At 62.4% G+C, this 18462-nt stretch carries 16 protein-coding genes; 12 read left to right on the top strand and 4 right to left on the bottom strand.

Going from position 1 to position 18462, the window contains the following annotated elements; genetic code table 11:
• The first annotated feature begins 59 nt into the window (after positions 1-59).
• Together HQ843_RS20935 and HQ843_RS20930 are read left to right on the top strand one after the other, a co-directional pair.
• Positions 60-3791 (top strand): AsmA family protein, encoded by a 3732-nt coding sequence (locus tag HQ843_RS20935; RefSeq protein ID WP_180901377.1) that lies wholly within the window; start codon positions 60-62, stop codon positions 3789-3791.
• A gap of 195 nt (positions 3792-3986) precedes the next feature.
• Positions 3987-4376, top strand: coding sequence for a YbaN family protein (locus HQ843_RS20930; RefSeq protein WP_180901378.1), 390 nt, complete (start codon positions 3987-3989; stop codon positions 4374-4376).
• 13 nt (positions 4377-4389) lie between these two features.
• Here the strand turns inward: HQ843_RS20930 and HQ843_RS20925 are convergent, their stop codons facing one another.
• A complete protein-coding gene (locus tag HQ843_RS20925) occupies positions 4390-5469 on the bottom strand; it encodes a LacI family transcriptional regulator (RefSeq protein ID WP_180901379.1) in 1080 nt (359 codons plus the stop codon).
• A 553-nt stretch (positions 5470-6022) separates the two neighbouring features.
• On the opposite strand from HQ843_RS20925, the gene HQ843_RS20920 reads away from it, so the two are divergent.
• From HQ843_RS20920 to mgrA, 7 genes are all read left to right on the top strand, one after another.
• A complete protein-coding gene (locus HQ843_RS20920) occupies positions 6023-7255 on the top strand; it encodes an ABC transporter substrate-binding protein (protein ID WP_180901380.1) in 1233 nt (410 codons plus the stop codon).
• 69 nt (positions 7256-7324) lie between these two features.
• A complete protein-coding gene (locus tag HQ843_RS20915) occupies positions 7325-8218 on the top strand; it encodes a carbohydrate ABC transporter permease (RefSeq protein ID WP_180901381.1) in 894 nt (297 codons plus the stop codon).
• A gap of 4 nt (positions 8219-8222) precedes the next feature.
• Positions 8223-9119, top strand: a complete 897-nt coding sequence (locus tag HQ843_RS20910; protein WP_180901382.1) for a carbohydrate ABC transporter permease — start codon at positions 8223-8225, stop codon at positions 9117-9119.
• A gap of 3 nt (positions 9120-9122) precedes the next feature.
• A complete protein-coding gene (locus tag HQ843_RS20905) occupies positions 9123-10217 on the top strand; it encodes an ABC transporter ATP-binding protein (RefSeq protein WP_180902090.1) in 1095 nt (364 codons plus the stop codon).
• Between the two features lie 102 nt (positions 10218-10319).
• The gene (locus tag HQ843_RS20900) at positions 10320-11081 is read left to right on the top strand and encodes a sugar phosphate isomerase/epimerase family protein (protein WP_180901383.1); all 762 of its coding nucleotides are present in this window, start codon (positions 10320-10322) and stop codon (positions 11079-11081) included.
• 11 nt (positions 11082-11092) lie between these two features.
• Positions 11093-12214: a Gfo/Idh/MocA family protein gene (locus HQ843_RS20895; protein WP_180901384.1), complete on the top strand. Its 1122-nt coding sequence runs from the start codon at positions 11093-11095 to the stop codon at positions 12212-12214.
• A gap of 113 nt (positions 12215-12327) precedes the next feature.
• A complete protein-coding gene (gene mgrA / locus HQ843_RS20890) occupies positions 12328-13380 on the top strand; it encodes an L-glyceraldehyde 3-phosphate reductase (RefSeq protein WP_371822127.1) in 1053 nt (350 codons plus the stop codon).
• A gap of 93 nt (positions 13381-13473) precedes the next feature.
• Here mgrA and HQ843_RS20885 read toward each other — a convergent pair whose 3' ends face one another.
• Positions 13474-14460 carry a zinc ABC transporter substrate-binding protein gene (locus tag HQ843_RS20885; protein WP_210275302.1) on the bottom strand — a complete coding sequence of 329 codons (987 nt, stop codon included), beginning with the start codon at positions 14458-14460 and terminating at the stop codon, positions 13474-13476.
• Between the two features lie 135 nt (positions 14461-14595).
• On the opposite strand from HQ843_RS20885, the gene HQ843_RS20880 reads away from it, so the two are divergent.
• Genes HQ843_RS20880 through HQ843_RS20870 form a run of 3 tightly spaced genes read left to right on the top strand, consistent with a single transcriptional unit; the run spans position 14596 to position 16626 of the window.
• Positions 14596-15408 (top strand): ATP-binding cassette domain-containing protein, encoded by an 813-nt coding sequence (locus HQ843_RS20880; protein WP_180901386.1) that lies wholly within the window; start codon positions 14596-14598, stop codon positions 15406-15408.
• Positions 15401-16201, top strand: coding sequence for a zinc ABC transporter permease subunit ZnuB (gene znuB, locus HQ843_RS20875; protein WP_180901387.1), 801 nt, complete (start codon positions 15401-15403; stop codon positions 16199-16201). The genes HQ843_RS20880 and znuB overlap by 8 nt, the downstream gene beginning before the upstream one ends.
• A 14-nt stretch (positions 16202-16215) precedes the next feature.
• Positions 16216-16626, top strand: a complete 411-nt coding sequence (locus HQ843_RS20870) for a Fur family transcriptional regulator (RefSeq protein WP_180902092.1) — start codon at positions 16216-16218, stop codon at positions 16624-16626.
• A gap of 19 nt (positions 16627-16645) precedes the next feature.
• On the opposite strand, the gene HQ843_RS20865 is transcribed toward HQ843_RS20870, so the two are convergent.
• Together HQ843_RS20865 and HQ843_RS20860 are read right to left on the bottom strand one after the other, a co-directional pair.
• Positions 16646-17920: a GGDEF domain-containing protein gene (locus tag HQ843_RS20865; RefSeq protein WP_180901388.1), complete on the bottom strand. Its 1275-nt coding sequence runs from the start codon at positions 17918-17920 to the stop codon at positions 16646-16648.
• Positions 17917-18459 carry a gamma carbonic anhydrase family protein gene (locus tag HQ843_RS20860; protein ID WP_180901389.1) on the bottom strand — a complete coding sequence of 181 codons (543 nt, stop codon included), beginning with the start codon at positions 18457-18459 and terminating at the stop codon, positions 17917-17919. The genes HQ843_RS20865 and HQ843_RS20860 overlap by 4 nt, the downstream gene beginning before the upstream one ends.
• Between the last annotated feature and the right edge of the window lie 3 nt (positions 18460-18462).

Below are 18462 nucleotides of genomic sequence, written 5' to 3'. Positions count from 1 at the left end.
ATAGGTTCTGGCTCATGCGGCGCCGGCGCCGCAAAGGCAAGTGACAGGGAATAGCAGCTTTGCTGGCTCGAATACTGGTTTCCATAGGCGCATTTCTGGTTTTCGTCCTCTGTGTCGCGCTGGTCGCCCCCTATTTCATCGACTGGAGCAGCTTCCGGCGGGAATTCGAGGTGCAGGCGAGCCGGGTGGTCGGCAAGAAGGTCGAAGTGCTCGGCGATGTCGGTGTGCGGGTGCTGCCGTTTCCGGCGATCACCATGCACGATGTCAGCGTTGGCCGCGACGCCGGCGGCGAACCGCTTGCGACCGCGGATTCATTCTCGATGGATGCGGAACTCGCGCCCTTCCTCAGCGGAGAGTTGCGCATTTTCAAGATGCAGCTCGACCATCCCGTGTTCAATCTCTCGCTGGGTGACGACGGCGCGCTGTCCTGGACCGATACCGGCGAAAGCTCCATCGCCGCGCGCCGCGTGATCTTCGAGGATGTCGAGGTTCGCGACGGCGAAATCCATCTTTCCGATGCGGCAAGCGGGCGGATGCGCAGCCTCACCGATATCGATGCCATGCTGTCCGCCAATGCCATCGAAGGGCCGTGGCGCATGGAGGGGACGGGTGTGCTTGACGGCCGCGCCGGAGACTTCAGCATCCTGACCGGCCGTCCCGATCCCGAAACCCGTTCCGTGCGCGTCCGGCTTTCGGCGACACCTGCGGAATGGCCGCTATCAGCGACGATGGAAGGCGATGTCTCGCTTGCGAGCGGGGCGCCGGTCTATTCCGGCGATTTCCGTCTTGCTGTGACCGGCGATGGCGAGCAGGACGTGCCGCTGCCACGCGTCGCCGGCAAGTTCGAGCTCACCAACAATTCCATCGCCGTGCCGGAATACCGGCTCGAGGTCGGTACCCGCGTTGACCCTTACGTGATTACCGGGGAGGGCAATTTCGATACGCGGCCGGGCGGAACCTTCCTGCTGACGGCCGATGGCCAGCAATTCAATGTCGAACGCCTTTCCGATTACGATACCAATCTGAAAAAGGGCCGGGTCGCGCCGCCAAGCGCGCGCGAGCGTCTCGAGGTTTTGATTGGCTTCATCAAGGATGTGCCGATCCCGCAATTGCCGGGCAAGGTGACGTTCCGCCTGCCGGCTCTGGTCTCCGGCGATACCACGATCCGCTCGATCGTGCTGGACGCCTCTCCGGACGGCGATGGCTGGCGGATCGAGAATGGCTCGGCGGTTCTGCCCGGGCGTACGCAGGTGGAGGCTTCCGGCCGCCTGTCCGTCGGCGAGACGACGGATTTTTCGGGTTCGCTTCTGGTCGCCTCGCGCCAGCCGAGCGGGCTTTCGCAATGGCTGACCGGCAAGGTCAGTCCCGAGATCCGTGATCTGGGTCGCGCCGGCTTTTCCGCCGACGTCATTCTGACGCCGGAGACGCAGGCGTTTGAAAACCTGCAGATCATTGCCGGAGACGCCGTGCTCGACGGCACATTGTCGCGCCAGGCGGTTGGGGCCGCAACGCCGACGCTCGATTTCGATCTGTCGGGCAATGTCATCGACCTGAACGCGCTGCGGGCCCTTGCCGGGCTGATGGTGGGCGACGATATCGATACCGGCCTCAGCCAGCACCGTATTCACGCAACCCTCAGGGCCGGGGCCGTCAACGCCTTCGACCTGACGGCGAAGGTGGTCGATACCGATTTCACCTACCAGACCGGAGCGTTGACGATCGACAGCCTGAAGATCGAGAATCTCGCGGGTGCGGCGATCACGCTTTCGGGCCAGGCGCAGACGATGCGGGATCTGCCGACCGGTTCGGCCCGCCTGACGCTGTCGGCTGAAGATATTGCCGATTTCGTCGCCATGCTGCGGCAGCGCGCCGGCGATCATCCGCTGCTGACGATGCTGGACGATGGCGCGATCTGGTACGGCGATACCAGTCTCGAGGCGGACATGACCTTCGGGCAGGATGGCACCGCGATCGCGGCCGTGGTCCAGGGCAGCGCCAACGGCTCCCGGATCGCCGGGTCATGGCGGATGGACGAGTTGATCGGGCAGGGCGGGTTCAGCGGCCAGCTTCAGCTCTCGAACCCGGATGCCGCGGTGCTGTTCGGGCAGGCGGGCATGATGCCGCTGCCGATCCCGGCGCCGGCGGGCGCGCAATTGTCGCTCTCCGTCGATCGCGCCGATGCCGAAGGGCCGGCGACCATCGGCTTTCGCGCGGCAAGCGGCGATACAAGGTTCTCCGCCACCGGAGAGGCGAGCCTTGCCGCGGGCGACTTCCTGACGGGCCGCTATGCGCTCTCGCTCGAAAGCCCCGATCTCGAACCCTATCTGGCGATGAACGCGTTCGCCGTGCCCGGCACGGCGTTCGGGGTGCCGGTATCGCTGAAGGCAGCACTGGATATCGACGCCAAAACCTATGCGCTTTCGGCGATCGAAGGAACGCTCGACAATAACGGCGTCGCCGGGCGCTTGGCGCTTGCCCGGGGCGGGCCTGTGGCCTCGTTCGACGGCGCGCTCTCGTTTGACCGGCTCGATATGGCCTGGCTGACCGAGGCCGTATTCGGGCCAGACTTTACCGATGCGGCGGGTAATCTCTCGGACATCCCGTTCGGCCATGCTTACTTCGGAACGGCGGAGGCGCGGGTGGACCTTCAGGCGGGCGCCTTCGATATCGGTCTTGCCGAGCCGGTGACCGGCATGGGCGGCAAACTCGACTTCCGGGGCGGCGGCATGTCCCTCAACGGGCTTTCGGGACGGCTGATGGGCGGCACGCTTTCCGGTGATCTCAGACTTGGAAACACCGATGGCAACGGCTATTTCCAGGCTCAGCTCAACCTTGCCAACGCCACCCTGCCGGACACGCTCTGGCAGGCGGACGGAACCCCCGTTGTCACGGGCGCGTTCGACCTCGGCCTTGTTGTCGAGACCACCGCCGATACCGCGAGAGGCCTGAAGTCGCAGGCAAGCGGTTCCGGCATCGCCACGCTCAGATCGCCGACCTTCAACGGGCTCGATCTCGGCTTCAGGGACGACCTGCTTTCCTGGGCGGATGCTCAGGGCACCGAAATCACCAATGACGCGATCGAGGCGGAGGTCCGCGCGCTGCTCTTCGGCGGCGGCAGTTTCCAGGCGGGCGATATCGCCATCCCGTTTGCGATCACCGACGGCACGCTGCAGGCGCGCAACGTGCTGGTCGATCTGCCCGAGGCCAGCGTCTACGCGGCAATGCAGACCGATCTGGATACGCGCGATCTCGATGCAACGCTCGATGTCGCGCTCAAACTGGGCGAGGAGAGCGAGGAGGGGGCCAGCGCCGGCTTTACGATCGGCTTCAACGGCGCGCTGGCCGACCCGACCCGCACGCTCGATCTCACCGATCTCGACAATTATCTGGCGCTGAGGGCCGTGGAGCGCGAGCGCGAACGCGTCGAGCGGCTGCAGGCCGATATTCTCGAAAAGCAGCGCCTGCGCCGTGAAGCGGCGCTCTACCGCGGACGGGACGAGGCGCGCCTGCGCGAGCGACAGCGGCAGGAGGAGGCCGAGCGGTTGCGGCTGGAGGAAGAGGCGCGGCGGGCTGCAGAGGCTGCCGAGGGCCCGGCAACAAGCCCGCCTGATCAGCCGTCGGGCCAGGCCGGGCAGGGCTCGTCCGACCAGCCGGTTGACGCATCGCCGATTTCCGCCGAACCGACCGAAACCGTCCCCCAGGCTCCCGCGAAGAGCGATTGGGACAAGCTGATCGAATCGGTCATCGGCGGTGCGGAGGAAATACGCGAAAACCGCGCGCCCGGCCCCTGAGCATGCCCGTCAAAATATCGCCGGTATTGTGGAGCAATTGAGAGCAGTTGACGCCTCGCTTGGATTCGGATGAAAACCACGCATTGAGCCTTTTCGTGGCAGCTTGAAGCGTGGTGTGGATCAGGCATGGTTTTCGCGCTAAAACAACACGGTAGCGTATTTTATTGTTGTAACGCATATGAACGGCAGGCATGAATGAAGACGGTAAAGCGCAGGCTTTTGATCGGGCTCGGATGGGTGATGATGGCGCTCGCGCTGGTCGGCGCGGTCCTGCCTGTCATGCCGACGGTTCCGTTCCTGATCGTGGCGGCCGCGGCCTTCGCCCGTTCCTCGCCGGAACTTGAGGCGCGGCTGATGAACCACCCCCATTTCGGCCCGCATCTCGGCCGCTGGCGGCGCGAGGGCGCGATTTCGCTGCCCGCCAAACTGCTTGCCGTGGCCGCCATGGGATGCAGCATGATCTCGGTTCTGCTGTTTGCCGGCGCCTATCCCTGGCTGCAGGCAGGCGTCGCGATTGTGCTTGTCTGTTGCGCGCTGTTCGTCATCACCCGCCCGTCACCCTCCAGAATGGCGGCGGACGGCTGACCTTTCTCCGGCTTTAGCTGTTCTCGCGGGCCTTCGCTGCGGGCGCCATCGACCAGTCCGGCTTGCTGATGCTTTGCAGCGGTTTTGAGCCGGCGTTGTCGATGCGGGCGAGCACGGCGCGGGCGAGTTCGCGTCCGGCCTGGCTGAAGTCCTCGCTCATGGCGATGAGTTCCGGGTTGATCCAGTTCAGGAAATCGGCCGGCTGTTTGGCCACCACGTCGATCTCGCGGCCAAGCGTCAGATTGCAGTCCCTGAGCGCCGCCATGATCGGGATCGCGCTGCTGCCGCTGCAGGCGATGACGCCATCGGGCGGATGGCTGGAGCGAAGCATTGTCAGCAGGCCGTTGCGGATATCGGGAAGGGGCGAATCGGTGGAGACGGATGTCAGCGGTGTTTCCTGCAACGAGAACTGGCTGAGGCCGCGTTCGAAACCGGCTCGGAAATATTTGTAATAGGTCAGATGGCTCGGCGGCTGCAGGCTGACGATCCGCCGCCGCCCGCGCCGGGCGAGCATTTCGACGGCATCGAAGGCGTAGGCGGCGTTGTCGAAATCATGAAACGGATAATCGATATTGCCTTCCGTGCGGCCATGGGTTGCAAATGGCATGCCGCGCTCGCGCATCAGCTTGATGCGGGGATCGTCGGGCTCGATGCGCGAGATGATCACGCCATCGGCCGATCCGGTATCGAGGATATAGCGGATCGGCGCCATCTGGTCGTGGTGGATCGGCTGCGGCATCAGCACGAGGTGATAGGGCGTGTCGGCGAGGATTTCGGAAATCCCGAAGATCATCTGTCCCGCCATGCCCATGATCTCCTCCTCCAGGTTGAGGATGAGGGCGATGACATTGGTCTTGCCGGTCCGAAGCCTGACGCCGGCGCGGTTCGGCATGTAGCCGAGCTGTTTGGCCACCAGCCGCACCCGTTCCTTGGTGTGTTCGGCGATATCCGGCGCATCCTTGAGCGCCCGCGAAACGGTGGTGACGCCGAGCCCGGTCATATAGGCGATGGTCTTCAAGGTGGGGCGGGCGTTTCCGGTCTCGCCTGTGCGGCCCCCCGTGTGCCCCCCATTGCGGCCCGTTGTCGGTTTCATCGCGTCTCCTCATTCTCCGGCCACTCCACCGGATCGTACCGCAAGCATGGTCCGCGCGCGATCATATGGTCGCGCATGCTCTCCGCCTGCGTTTCGTGCGCCCTGCCTTCAACAGTCCGGTCTGCCGCCGACGCTTATAACGTCACCCGGTCATCCATGCGCGAAAAAATGCGCGGATGGCAAGGCGCCGACCGGACGCCTCCCGCCAAGAAAGGGGCGGATTTCAATTTAGCGCGGAAACCACTGAAACGATACAGGAAATATTCCAGGCCCTCTCCGAGGAGGCGTTTTCTTGTCCTCTGTCCCTCGATACCTGGCGCGGGAAAGCCTTGGTTGCAGAAGCGAAAGGGGGCAGTGAATTGTCTGCAAAATCTTGATATGTGTTATATAATTCAATTTGTTATATAGCTTTTTGCAGCGCATTATCAGCAGTATGAAAAATCTTGAAATCTTCAACTAAAGTCGCAGCGCTCCAAAAAATTTGACAAAAAGGTTGCGAGTATCCGGGATTTTTAATACCGTTTTCCTGCAACGTTTCAGTTGGGAGGACAGTATGAAACATGCAATTCTCACCGCAGCCCTGGCTGCCGGCGTCGCGATGCCGCTTGCCGCCAGCGCGACCGATCTTGAGGTGACCCATTGGTGGACCTCCGGCGGCGAAGCTGCCGCGGTCAAGGTTCTGGCCGAAAACTTCAATGCCACGGGCAATAACTGGGTCGACAGCGCCATCGCCGGATCCGGTTCCACCGCCAACCCCATCATCATCAGCCGCATTATCGGCGGCAATCCGATGGGCGCCACCCAGATGAATACCGGCCGTGACGCCGAGGAGCTGATCAAGGGCGGCCTGATGCTCGACCTGACCGAGATCGCCGAGAAGGAAAACTGGGCCGGCAAGATCCGCCCGGCCAAGCTTCTCGAGGCTTGCGAATACGAAGGTCACATCTACTGCGTTCCGATCAATATCCACTCATGGCAGTGGATGTGGCTGAACCGGCAGGTGTTCGAGGATAACGGCATTGCTGTTCCGACCAATTGGGATGAACTGGTGGCTGTCGCGCCGAAGCTGCGTGAAGCCGGCGTCGTGCCGCTGGCGACCGGCCAGCCCTGGCAGGTCGACGGCATCCGCAACGTGATGCAGAGCGCGATCGGCGGCGTCGACAACTATCTCGCCGTCAACGGCGACAAGGATCCCGACGCGGTGATGAGCGATGAAAACCGCGCTATCTGGGAAGCGTTCGCCGAGGCCCGCGAGATGGTCGACGACGCCTATTCCGGTCGTGACTGGAACGTGGCGACCAACATGGTGATCCAGGGCGATGCCGCGGCCCAGATCATGGGCGACTGGGCGCAGGGCGAGTTCGCCATGGCCGGTCAGGAAGCCGGCGTGGACTATGATTGCCTGCCCGGGCTCGGCATGGCGCCTGTTCTCGATACCGGCGGCGATGCCTTCTACTTCCCGAAGAACAGCGATCCGGAGGTCACGGCCGCCCAGCTTGAACTCGCCTCGATGCTGATCTCGCCTGAAACCCAGGTTGAGTTCAACCTCGTCAAGGGCTCGCTGCCGGTGCGCGGCGACGTCGATCTGGAAGCGGCCAATGCCTGCATGAAGAAGGGTATCGAGATTCTCGCCAACCCCGACAACGTGCTGCCGTCGACCGAGCAGTTGCTCGATTCGGACACGCAGGGCCAGATCACCGACCTCGCGCTCGAGTTCTTCTCCTCCGACATGTCGGTGGACGATGCCATGGAGCGCCAGAAGGAAATCATCGAACAGGCCATGTAAGCCTGGGGGCGGAGCGGGTCGTGATCCGCTCCGCCATTCTTTCCGGAAAATAGCGCAAGGGGAGCAGCAATGGCTGATGTCGCTCGCCGTCCGTTGGGCCTGTTCAAGAACCTGAACGCCAAGATCGCGGCCATACCGATGATGCTCACCGCGGTGGTCATCTTCATCGGCTGCACCGCATGGACGGTCATCTATTCCTTCACCGATTCAAGGCTGCTGCCGAGCGAGAATTTCGTCGGTTTCGCCCAGTACGACCGGCTGTTCAACACGACGCGCTGGAATGTCGCGATCGTCAATCTTCTGATCTACGGCTGCCTCAGCCTGATCTTTTCCTTCGTCCTGGGGTTCATTCTGGCAACCCTGCTGGATCAGAAGATCCGTTTTGAAAACACCTTCCGCACCATCTTTCTCTATCCCTTCGCGCTCTCCTTCATCGTCACCGGACTGGTCTGGCAATGGATCCTCGATCCCGGCCTCGGCCTGCCGCGATTTCTCGATGAACTCGGGCTTCCCGGCGGCGATTTCGCGCTGCTCGGCAACAAGAGTACCGTGATCTACGCGCTGGTGATTGCCGGGCTCTGGCAGGGCACGGGGCTGGTGATGGTGCTGATGCTGGCCGGGCTTCGCGGCATTGACGGCGAAATCTGGAAGGCCTCCAGGATCGACGGCATACCGGCATGGCGGACCTACATCTTCATCGTCATTCCGATGATGCGCGGCGTGTTCGTCACCACGCTGGTGATTGTCGCCTCCGGCATTGTCCGGGTCTACGACCTCGTCGTCGCCATGACGCAAGGGGGGCCCGGCTTTGCCTCGGAAGTGCCGGCGAAATACGTCTATGACCTGATGTTCCAGCGCGGCAATATCGGGCAGGGGCTTGCGGCCTCCACCGTCATGCTGGTTACCGTCTTCATCATCATCGTGCCGTGGGCGCTGATGGAATTCAGAGGCAAGAGAAGATAGGACCATGGCTGATATCGCTTTGAAAGAACCCGCCGGCCCGCGCCCGAAGCGCCGGCTTGCCCCGTCCAGGATCATTCTCTATTCCATCCTGTTCGTCGCCGCGGTCTATTACCTGATCCCGCTTTACGTGATGGTGGTGACATCGCTGAAGGGCATGCCGGAAATCCGCATGGGCAACATCTTCGCGCCGCCGGTGGAAATCACCTTCGAGCCATGGGTCAAGGCCTGGAGCGGGGCCTGCACCGGGCTCTACTGCGAAGGTATTCGCGTCGGCTTCTGGAACTCGGTGAAGATCACGCTTCCGGGGGTCCTGGTTTCGATCGCGGTTGCCTCGGTCAACGGCTATGCGCTTGCCAACTGGCGGTTCAAGGGCTCGGAATTCTTCTTCACCGTGCTGCTGTTCGGGGCCTTCATTCCCTATCAGGTGATGCTCTATCCGCTGGTGATCATCCTGCGCGAACTGCATCTGTTCTCGACGCTTCCGGGCATCGTGCTGGTGCACACGATCTTCGGCATGCCGATCCTGACGCTGCTGTTCCGCAATTATTTCGCGTCGCTGCCGGAAGAGCTGTTCAAGGCCGCGCGCGTCGACGGCGCCGGTTTCTGGCAGATATTCTTCAAGATCATGCTGCCGATGTCGCTGCCGATTTTCGTGGTCGGCATGATCATCCAGACCACCGGCATCTGGAACGACTTCCTGTTCGGCGTGATCTTCGCCGGCCAGCAGAACTATCCGATGACGGTCCAGCTCAACAACATCGTCAACGCGGTGCAGGGCGTGAAGGAATACAATGTCAACATGGCGGCGACCCTTCTGACCGGCCTTGTCCCGCTTGCCGTCTATTTTGTCTCCGGACCGCTTTTCGTGCGCGGCATCGCCGCCGGCGCGGTGAAAGGGTGAATGATGAATACCAGTGTTTCCATCAAGGACCTGTCGCTTTCCTTCGGGGCGGTGGATGTTCTGAAAAACCTCGATCTCGACATAGCGGACGGCGAGTTCCTGGTGCTTCTCGGATCGTCAGGCTGCGGCAAGTCGACGCTTCTGAACTGCATCGCCGGCCTGCTGGACGTCACGGGCGGCCAGATCTTCATCAAGGACAAGAATGTCACCTGGCTGGAGCCCAAGGATCGCGGCATCGGCATGGTGTTCCAGTCCTATGCGCTCTATCCGCAGATGACGGTTGCAAAGAACCTGTCCTTCGGTCTTCAGGTCGCCAGAGTGGCGAAGGCCGAGATCGACAAGCGCGTCAAACGGGCGTCGGAAATCCTGCAGATCGAACCGCTCCTGAAGCGCAAGCCCGCCGAACTTTCCGGCGGCCAGCGCCAGCGTGTGGCGATCGGACGCGCTCTGGTGCGCGATGTCGACGTGTTCCTGTTCGACGAACCCTTGTCGAACCTCGATGCGAAGCTGCGCTCCGAACTGCGCGTCGAGATCAAGAGATTGCACCAGTCGCTCAAGAACACGATGATCTACGTGACCCACGACCAGATCGAGGCGCTGACGCTTGCCGATCGGATCGCGATCATGCGCGGCGGGGTGATCCTGCAGCTCGACGAACCGACCACGATCTATAACCGTCCGGTCAACCGCTATGTCGCGGGCTTTATCGGCTCGCCGCCGATGAACTTCATGGAGGGCGAGCTGTCGCGCAACAACGGCAAGCCGGTGTTCACCACCAACGGCGTCGATTTCTCGCTGGAGGGTTATGATGCCAATGGCGACCTGCCGGAAACGGGCAAGGTCACGCTCGGGCTGCGGCCGGAACATATCGTCATCGACAAGGCGCTCTCGGCGGAAAATCTCGAAGTGCATGAGGCAACGGTCGATCTTGAAGAGCCGATGGGCGCCGACAGCCTGCTGTGGCTGAAATATGCCGGTCATCTGATCACGGTCAGGGTCAACGGCAATGTCCGCTACAAGGTCGGCCAGAAGATCCGCTTCGCCTTCGATATCGCGCTCGCCTCGGTTTTCGATGCCGAAAGCGAATTGCGGCTTTGATGAAAAATCCGTGCCGGGGCTAAAGTATTTCCGGCGCGGCGATAACAACAGGCAAGGCTCCCCGGACCGTGCATTGACGGGTCGGCGGGGCGGAGGAAAGACATGACAAAACTGGGTTTCCAACTTTACAGCGCGCGCAATTATCAGCCGTTCTCCGCGATCTTCAAAAGGCTCGCGGCGGCGGGCTACAGTGAGGTGGAAGGCTACGGCGCGCTTTACGACGATCTCGATCAGGCGGGGCTCGAACGGCTTTCCCATGATCTTGAGACGATCGGCCTTGCCATGCCGACCGGCCATTTCAGCCTGAACATGCTGGAAAACGACAGCGAACGCGTGCTCGAGATCGCCTCCGCGCTGAAGATGGACAGCGTATTCTGCCCCTTCCTGATGCCGGACGACCGCCCGACGACGGCCGAAGGCTGGCGTGAATTCGGCGCCCGGCTGGAAAAGGCCGGCGCGCCGGTGCGCGATGCCGGGCTGGTCTTCGGCTGGCACAATCACGATTTCGAATTTTCCGCCCTTGCCGATGGCAGCGTGCCGATGACGCATCTGATGGAAGGCGGGGCATCGCTTTCGTGGGAGGCCGATATCGCCTGGATCATCCGCGGCGGCGCCGATCCGCTCCACTGGATCGAGACCTTCAAGGACCGCATCAGCGCGATCCATGTCAAGGATATCGCCGAGCCGGGCGAAAACGAGGATGAGGACGGCTGGGCCGATGTCGGTCATGGCACCGTCGACTGGAAGGGGCTGATGGCCGTTCTGAAGCCGCTGCCGATCCGCCACTACATCGTCGAGCACGACAATCCGAACGATATCGATCGCCTGATCGAGCGGTCGTTCGCATCCTTCCAGTCCTTCTGAACGAGGCATTCATGACCAGGGAACTTGGTGTCGGCATTCTCGGATGCGGCAATATTTCCGCGACCTATTTTTCTCTCGCCCCGCTGTTTCGCGGCCTGAAAGTGCTTGCCTGTGCGGATATCAATCCGGCGGCGGCAAAGGCCCGCGCCGGGGAATACGGCGTGACGGCTGAGAGCGTGGGGGAACTGCTCGCCAATGACGAGCTTGACGTGATCGTCAACCTCACCGTTCCGTCCGCGCATTACGAAATGTCGAAGCGGATTCTCGAGGCGGGCAAGCATGTCTATTCCGAAAAGCCGCTGGTGCTATCCGTCGACGAGGGCAAGGAACTCGGCCGCATCGCCGGCGAGAAGGGGCTTTCGGTCGGTTGCGCGCCGGATACGTTTCTGGGCGGCGCCCATCAGCGCGCCCGCAAATATATCGATGATGGCGGTATCGGACGGGTCACTTCCGGCACCTGCCATGTGATGAGCCCGGGTATGGAAATGTGGCATCCCAATCCGGATTTCTTCTTCCTGCCGGGCGGCGGGCCGGTGCTCGATCTCGGACCCTATTACATCGCCAATCTGATCAACCTGATCGGGCCGGTGAAACAGGTGGCAGCGCTGACCTCGATGGCAAACGAGACCCGCACGATTACCTCCAAACCCCGGCACGGCGAGATCATCCCGGTGAAGACGCCGACCAATATCCATGCGCTGCTGCAATTCGAGAACGGGGCGACGGTTTCGCTTGCCGCAAGCTGGGATGTGTGGGCGCACCGGCACTCCAACATGGAGCTTTATGGCACCGAGGGAACGCTGTTCGTGCCCGATCCGAACTTCTTCGGCGGCAAGGTCGAGGCGGCGGGCCGCGACGGCAAGGCGGCGGTGCTTGAAAGCGAGGATCACCCCTTCGGCAAGCCGAACCAGGGCGAGCGCGCCAACTACCGCACCGCCGGCCTTGCCGATATGGCGGCTGCCCTGATCGAGGGCCGCGATGCCCGTTGCTCGCTGGCGCGCGCGCTCCACGGCGTCGACGTCATGGCCGCGATCCTGAAATCCGGGGAGACCGGGGCCTTCGTTCCGCTATCGACAACCTGCACCCAACCGGCGGCGCTGGATGCGGCGGCGGCCGAGGCTTTGTTGCGGTAAGACGTGGCGCACTGTGCCGGACTTGCTATAATCGAATTGGAAAAGGCGGCGTCTGCCGCCTTTTCCATGACGGCCGGGACGCACCGGCCCTTTGTCAACATGATCGGGATGAAATGATGAGCTGGACACCGTCAAAGACGCGCTACGACACGATGCAATACAACCGCTGCGGCGCCTCCGGCCTCAAGCTTCCGGCGATTTCGCTGGGCCTGTGGCATAATTTCGGCGACGATACCGAGCGGGCGCGCAAGGTCGCGATCTGCCAGACCGCGTTTGATGCCGGCATCACCCATTTCGATCTCGCCAATAATTACGGCCCGCCGCCCGGTTCCGCCGAAAAGGCCTTCGGCGATATTCTCCGCAACGAATTTGCCGGTCTGCGCGACGAACTGATCATTTCGTCCAAGGCGGGATACGGCATGTGGGAGGGCCCCTACGGCGAATGGGGCAGCCGCAAGAACCTGCTGGCGTCCTGCGACCAGAGCCTGAAGCGGCTCGGTCTCGATTATGTCGATATCTTCTATTCCCACCGTTTCGATCCCGATACGCCGCTTGAGGAAACCATGATGGCGCTCGACCAGATCGTGCGCTCGGGCAGGGCGCTTTATGTGGGAATTTCTTCCTATAATTCCGAGCGCACCCGCGCGGCCTACAAGATCCTGAAGGAACTGAAGACGCCCTTCGTCATCCACCAGCCGAGCTATTCGATGATCAACCGCTGGGTCGAGGAAGACGGTCTGCTCGATACACTGGAGGATCTCGGGCTCGGCTCGATCGTGTTCTCGCCGCTGGCGCAAGGCATGCTGACCTCGAAGTATCTGAAGGGGATTCCCGAAGACAGCCGGGCAGCGCAGGGCAAGTCGCTGCGTCAGGACTTCCTGCGCGAGGACACTCTCGAACGGATCAGGGCGCTGAACGCGATCGCCGAAAGGCGCGGCCAGACGCTGGCGCAGATGGCGCTTGCCTGGGTGCTGCGCGGCGGACGGGTCACCACCGCCCTCATTGGCGCAAGCCGCCCCGAACAGGTGCTCGACTGCGTCAAGGCGCTCGACAATCCCGATTTCGCCGATGCGGAACTTGCCGAAATCGATCAGTACGCCCGCGAGGCCGATATCAACCTCTGGGCCAGATCGGCCGAACGCAAGGGCCCGGAACGGAAGAAGTAACGGCAGAGGCAAAAGAGGCCTGCGGGCGGCACTACTCACCCGCAGGCCACATCGTCCCGGCCATGCGCTTCCGGGCGATGCCCTTGTGGTCGATTACCCGGCCACAAAGCAGTCGGTGAGATTGCCCGCGAGATTTTCCAGAAGCAGGAAATAGAGATCCGGTCCGTCCTCCAGACCCGCGCCCAGCGGATCCAGGATGCCGGTGCGCGTATCGGTTCCCTCGATCACCGTATCGATGATCTTCGGCGGGAATTGCGGTTCGGAGAAGACGCAGGCCGCGCCAAGTTCGATCAGCTTGTCGTGAATTTCGCGGACGCGCTGGGCGCTCGGCGGCGCCTCGGGGTTGACCGTGATCGCGCCTGCGGCCTCGACGCCGAAGCGATGACCGAAATAGTGGTAGGCGTCGTGGAAGACGACATAAGGCTTGGGGGCAACAGCGTCAATCTGCGCCTGAATATCGGCCGTCAGGGCGTCGAGCCTGTCGTCGAGTTTTTCGGCATTGCCGGCATAGATCGCGGCATTGGCGGGGTCGCTGTCCGACAGGGTTTCGGCCATGGCGGCGGCGAAGGCCTTGGCATTCAACGGATCGAGCCACATATGCGGATCGACCTCTTCATGGTGGTGGTTTTCTTCATGTCCAGCCTCGTGATCGGCATGTTCGTCGTGATCTTCGTCCGCGTGACCCTCGTGATCATGATCATCGTGGGCCTCGAAAGCGCCGCCTTCGCGCGGGGCCAGCGTTTCAACGCCGGGGGCCTCTTCCAGTTCGACCACCTGGCCATTGCTGGCAAGAGCGTCGAGCGGCTTTTCGAGAAAATGCTCCAGCGATGGACCAATCCAGAACACCACGTCCGCATTCTGCAGTGCGCGCGCCTCCGAGGGCGTCATGCTGTAGGTATGGGGCGAGGCGGCTCCCTTGACCAGCAGCGTCGTTTCCGTCTCGGTTCCCGCGGTCAGGGCGGTGGCCAGCGAGTAGAGCGGCTTGATCGAGGTCACGACCTTCAAGGCGTCGTTGGCCGTTGCCGTGTGGGCAAAAGCCATGGCTGCGGTTGTCAGGAGAAGCAGGCGGGACGTTTTCATGGAAACCTCATCTGTGTCAGGGCGAAGGCGCAGAGCCGCCCCGGGGGATTGCGATTTGACGTAATGTTATTACATTAATTGCGTTACGCTATAACGTATGCCATAGACACGGGCAAGACGGAGTTTTGAAAAAAAATGCAATCGAATGACCTTCTGGTCTCGCTCGACAATGCCGGGCTTAGCCGCAATGGCCGGTGGCTGGTGCGCGGCGTGAGCTTCAGCGTGCGCCGCGGCGAGATCGTGACGCTGATCGGGCCGAATGGCGCCGGCAAATCCACCAGCGCCCGGATGGCGCTTGGCGTGCTCGCCCCCGACGAGGGCAGCGTCGAGCGCGCCGCCGCGCTCACCGTCGGCTATGTGCCGCAAAAGCTCAATATCGACCATTCCCTGCCGCTTACGGTGCGGCGATTGATGACCCTGACCGGGCCGCTTTCCGCCGGCGTGGTTGCCGAAGCGCTGGAGGAGGTCGGCATCGCCCATCTCGAAAGGGCCGAGGTCCAGACGCTTTCCGGCGGCGAATTCCAGCGCGCGATGCTGGCGCGCGCGATCGCCCGCAAACCGGATCTGCTGGTGCTCGACGAACCGGTGCAGGGGGTTGATCACGCCGGCGAGATCGCGCTTTACGCCCTGATCTCGCGCATTCGCGAACGCCAGGGCTGCGGCATATTGATGATCTCGCACGATCTGCATGTGGTGATGGCCCGCACAGATATCGTGGTCTGCCTCAACGGTCATGTCTGCTGCAGCGGCACGCCGGAGGCCGTGAGCGGCAGCGAGGCCTATCAGTCGCTGCTTGGCGCCCGCGGTGACGGCGCGCTTGCGCTTTATCGCCATCGCCACGACCATACCCATCTGCCTGATGGCCAGGTGCGTCATGCCGATGGCTCGGTGACCGAACATTGCCACCCGGATGATGGCCATGATCATGAGGCGCGCGATCATGCTTGACGATTTTTTCATCCGCGCGCTCGTGGCCGGCGCCGGCGTCGCGCTCATGGCCGGTCCGCTCGGCTGCTTCATCATCTGGCGCAAGATGGCCTATTTCGGCGACACCATGGCGCATTCGGCCCTGCTCGGGGTGGCGCTCTCCCTGTTGTTCACGGTCAACCTGACGCTCAGCGTGTTCGTGGTCGCAACCGCCGTTTCGGTGCTGCTGATCCTGCTGGAACGCCGGCGGGCGCTGTCCACCGACAGCCTTCTGGGCATTCTCGCCCATTCCACGCTTGCCGTCGGTCTGGTGATCGTGTCGTTCCTGACCTGGGTGCGGGTCGATCTGATCAGCTTCCTGTTCGGTGATATTCTTTCGGTAACCCGCACGGATATCGCCATGATCTGGCTTGGCGGGCTGGTGGTGGTCGCAGCCATAGCGGGTCTGTGGCGACCGCTTCTGGCGGCGACGGTATCGCCCGAGATCGCGCAAGCCGAGGGAATGCGGCCGGAGACGGTGCGCTTCATCTTCATGCTGCTGATGGCGCTGGTGATCGCGATCGCGATGAAGATCGTCGGTATCATGCTGATCACATCGCTGCTGATCATCCCGGCCGCGACCGCCCGCCGGTTCGCGCGGACGCCCGAGAGTATGGCGGTGTTCGCATCGCTGATCGGGGTCGCAGGCGTTGTGGCGGGACTGTATTTCTCGCTCTACTACGATACCCCGTCCGGCCCGTCTATCGTGGTCGCCGCCATGCTGATATTCCTTGTGACGCTTGTGCCCGAAGCGGCGGCAAGGCGATCGCGATGAGAACGGAGGATGCCTTGAACCGGCCTGAAAAACTCACCCGAAACCAGGCGCTGGTGTTCGACTGCCTCACCGGGAGCGAGGCGCCGATGAGCGCCTATGTCATTCTGGACCGGTTGCGCGATCACGGCTTCAAGGCGCCGCTGCAGGTCTATCGCGCGCTCGAGAAACTCACCGAGGCGGGGCTGGTTCATCGGCTGGAAACCATGAACGCCTATGTTGCCTGTGCCCATCCGCATCAGGATTGCAGCCATCACGGCATGACCGCCTTTGCGATCTGCGAGGCTTGCGGAGCGGTGATCGAGTTTCATGCCGACGAGATCGAAGACGCGCTTGGCCGGCTGGCGCGGTCCAAGGGGTTCCGGCCGGGCGCCATGACGGTGGAAATGCGCGGGCTGTGCGCTTCATGCGCTGGCGCTGCCTCGTGAGATCGCCCGGTAGGCAGCGTCAGTGCTGCAGCAAGCGCTCGGCGGGATTGCCCGGAGGAACCTGCTCGGACGAGACGTCGATCCGGGTGCAGTTGCGGCCGGCGCGTTTGGCGGCGTAAAGCGCCCGGTCGGCCCGGATCAGCAGATTGCGCGGATCGTGTGGCGTTGTCGCGGGTCGCTCGACGGCGATGCCGATGCTGACGGATAGCGTCTTGGTCGGGCTCGCGGCATGCGGGATGGCAAGGGCGGCCATGGCTTCATGGATGCGGGCGCCGAGCGCAAGCGCTGAATCCTCGTCGCCGTTTGGCAGCACCAGCGCGAATTCCTCGCCGCCGAAGCGGGCCGGAAGGTCCTCGTCGCTTCTGGACGACGCCTTCAGCGCGGCGGCAACCCGTTTCAGGCATTCGTCGCCGGCGGGGTGGCCGTAGGTATCATTATAGCCTTTGAAATGGTCGATATCGATCATCAGCATCGCGACAGGCTGCTCCGCGGCGGCGGCCGCGGTCCAGCTCTGCTTCAGGAAATCGTCGAACAGGCGGCGGTTGGCGAGTTCGGTGAGGGCGTCGGTATTCGAGATTTCGTTGAGCGAGCGATACTTGGCGTAAAGCGTGTCGGCATACACTTTTTCCCGCAGGTAAAGAAGGAAGACCTTACGCTCGATCGACTCGATGCGATAGCTCGCAAGCAGCGTCAGCAGACTTGTGGCGCCGAGAAAGATCAGAGGCGAAGCCTTCTCCATCGGATGCAGCGTTTCCAGGGGAAGAATGAAGAAGGCGGCAATGGCAAAGTTGACGACAGCGGCGACCACGGCCTGAGACGTGCGAAGCGGCAGTGCGATATTGCCGACGATGGCGAGCAGAAGGAATGTATAGGGCTCGAATTGAACGATCGGATTGCCGGGCGTCGTCAGCATCAGTCCGGCGCCGATCGCGGAAACCGCAACGCCGAAAACCGAAATCCAGCCCGGAAGGCGGGTATCCAGATCGCGCATGACCAAAACTGTTAGCGCTGACAGCAGGACCAAAACAACGCCGGTCCTGATCAACGTCATTCGGCCCAGCAATTCCTCCCGATAGATCACGTCGACAAGGGCGAAGGCCGCGATCACAAGCACGCCGATTATTCCGGCCCAGACAAGCTGGCGGTGGCGGTTGTGATGCATTTCTTCCACGAACCGGCGCTCGAGCGGTCGCGTGAAGCGGAGCAACGCCCCCCTTTTTCTCAGGTTGAGTTCGATCTGCTCGTCGAGAAGCTGATCTTCGCTCGACAGGCTTGCTACGCGTCGCAGCATCATGGCGCGCGGGACCCCGCAGGCCGCAGATCGCGGCTGAAACGCTTCCAGTTGCCGATATAGCTTTCAGCCGACCGGCGAAGGCCGGCGATTGCATTGTCGTCGAGTTCGCGCAGGACGCGCGCCGGCGAACCCACGATCAGGCTGTTGTCGGGAAATGATTTGCCTTCTGTCACCAGCGCGTTCGCGCCGACCAGTGAATTGCGGCCGATTGTCGCGCCATTCAAAATCGTCGCTCCCATGCCGACAAGACTGTTGTCGCCGATCGAACAGCCGTGGAGGATCGCGCGATGGCCGATGGTGCAGCCTTCGCCGATCGTGGCGGGGAAACCCATGTCGGTATGGATCACCACGCCATCCTGGATATTGCTGCCCTTGCCGATCGTGATCGGCTCGTTGTCGCCGCGCAGCACGGCCGCAAACCAGATGCCGACATCCTCGTTGATGACGATATCACCGATCACCGCGGCGTCGGGCGCGATCCAATATCGGCCCTCGTTCGGCAAGCGGGGCTGTCTGTCGGCCAAGTTGTAAAGGGGCACCAG

Origin of the sequence: Martelella sp. NC20 (genome assembly GCF_013459645.1) — a bacterium.
Classification (GTDB): Bacteria; Pseudomonadota; Alphaproteobacteria; order Rhizobiales; family Rhizobiaceae; genus Martelella.
This window is presented reverse-complemented; position numbering and strand designations above follow the sequence as displayed.

Coding starts and splice junctions, on each gene's coding strand:
- HQ843_RS20930 (WP_180901378.1), top strand. CDS start 3,987: ATGAAGACGGTAAAGCGCAGGCTTTTGATCGGGCTCGGATGGGTGATG.
- HQ843_RS20925 (WP_180901379.1), bottom strand. CDS start 5,469: ATGAAACCGACAACGGGCCGCAATGGGGGGCACACGGGGGGCCGCACA.
- HQ843_RS20920 (WP_180901380.1), top strand. CDS start 6,023: ATGAAACATGCAATTCTCACCGCAGCCCTGGCTGCCGGCGTCGCGATG.
- HQ843_RS20915 (WP_180901381.1), top strand. CDS start 7,325: ATGGCTGATGTCGCTCGCCGTCCGTTGGGCCTGTTCAAGAACCTGAAC.
- HQ843_RS20910 (WP_180901382.1), top strand. CDS start 8,223: ATGGCTGATATCGCTTTGAAAGAACCCGCCGGCCCGCGCCCGAAGCGC.
- HQ843_RS20905 (WP_180902090.1), top strand. CDS start 9,123: ATGAATACCAGTGTTTCCATCAAGGACCTGTCGCTTTCCTTCGGGGCG.
- HQ843_RS20900 (WP_180901383.1), top strand. CDS start 10,320: ATGACAAAACTGGGTTTCCAACTTTACAGCGCGCGCAATTATCAGCCG.
- HQ843_RS20895 (WP_180901384.1), top strand. CDS start 11,093: ATGACCAGGGAACTTGGTGTCGGCATTCTCGGATGCGGCAATATTTCC.
- mgrA (WP_371822127.1), top strand. CDS start 12,328: ATGATGAGCTGGACACCGTCAAAGACGCGCTACGACACGATGCAATAC.
- HQ843_RS20885 (WP_210275302.1), bottom strand. CDS start 14,460: ATGAAAACGTCCCGCCTGCTTCTCCTGACAACCGCAGCCATGGCTTTT.
- HQ843_RS20880 (WP_180901386.1), top strand. CDS start 14,596: ATGCAATCGAATGACCTTCTGGTCTCGCTCGACAATGCCGGGCTTAGC.
- znuB (WP_180901387.1), top strand. CDS start 15,401: ATGCTTGACGATTTTTTCATCCGCGCGCTCGTGGCCGGCGCCGGCGTC.
- HQ843_RS20865 (WP_180901388.1), bottom strand. CDS start 17,920: ATGATGCTGCGACGCGTAGCAAGCCTGTCGAGCGAAGATCAGCTTCTC.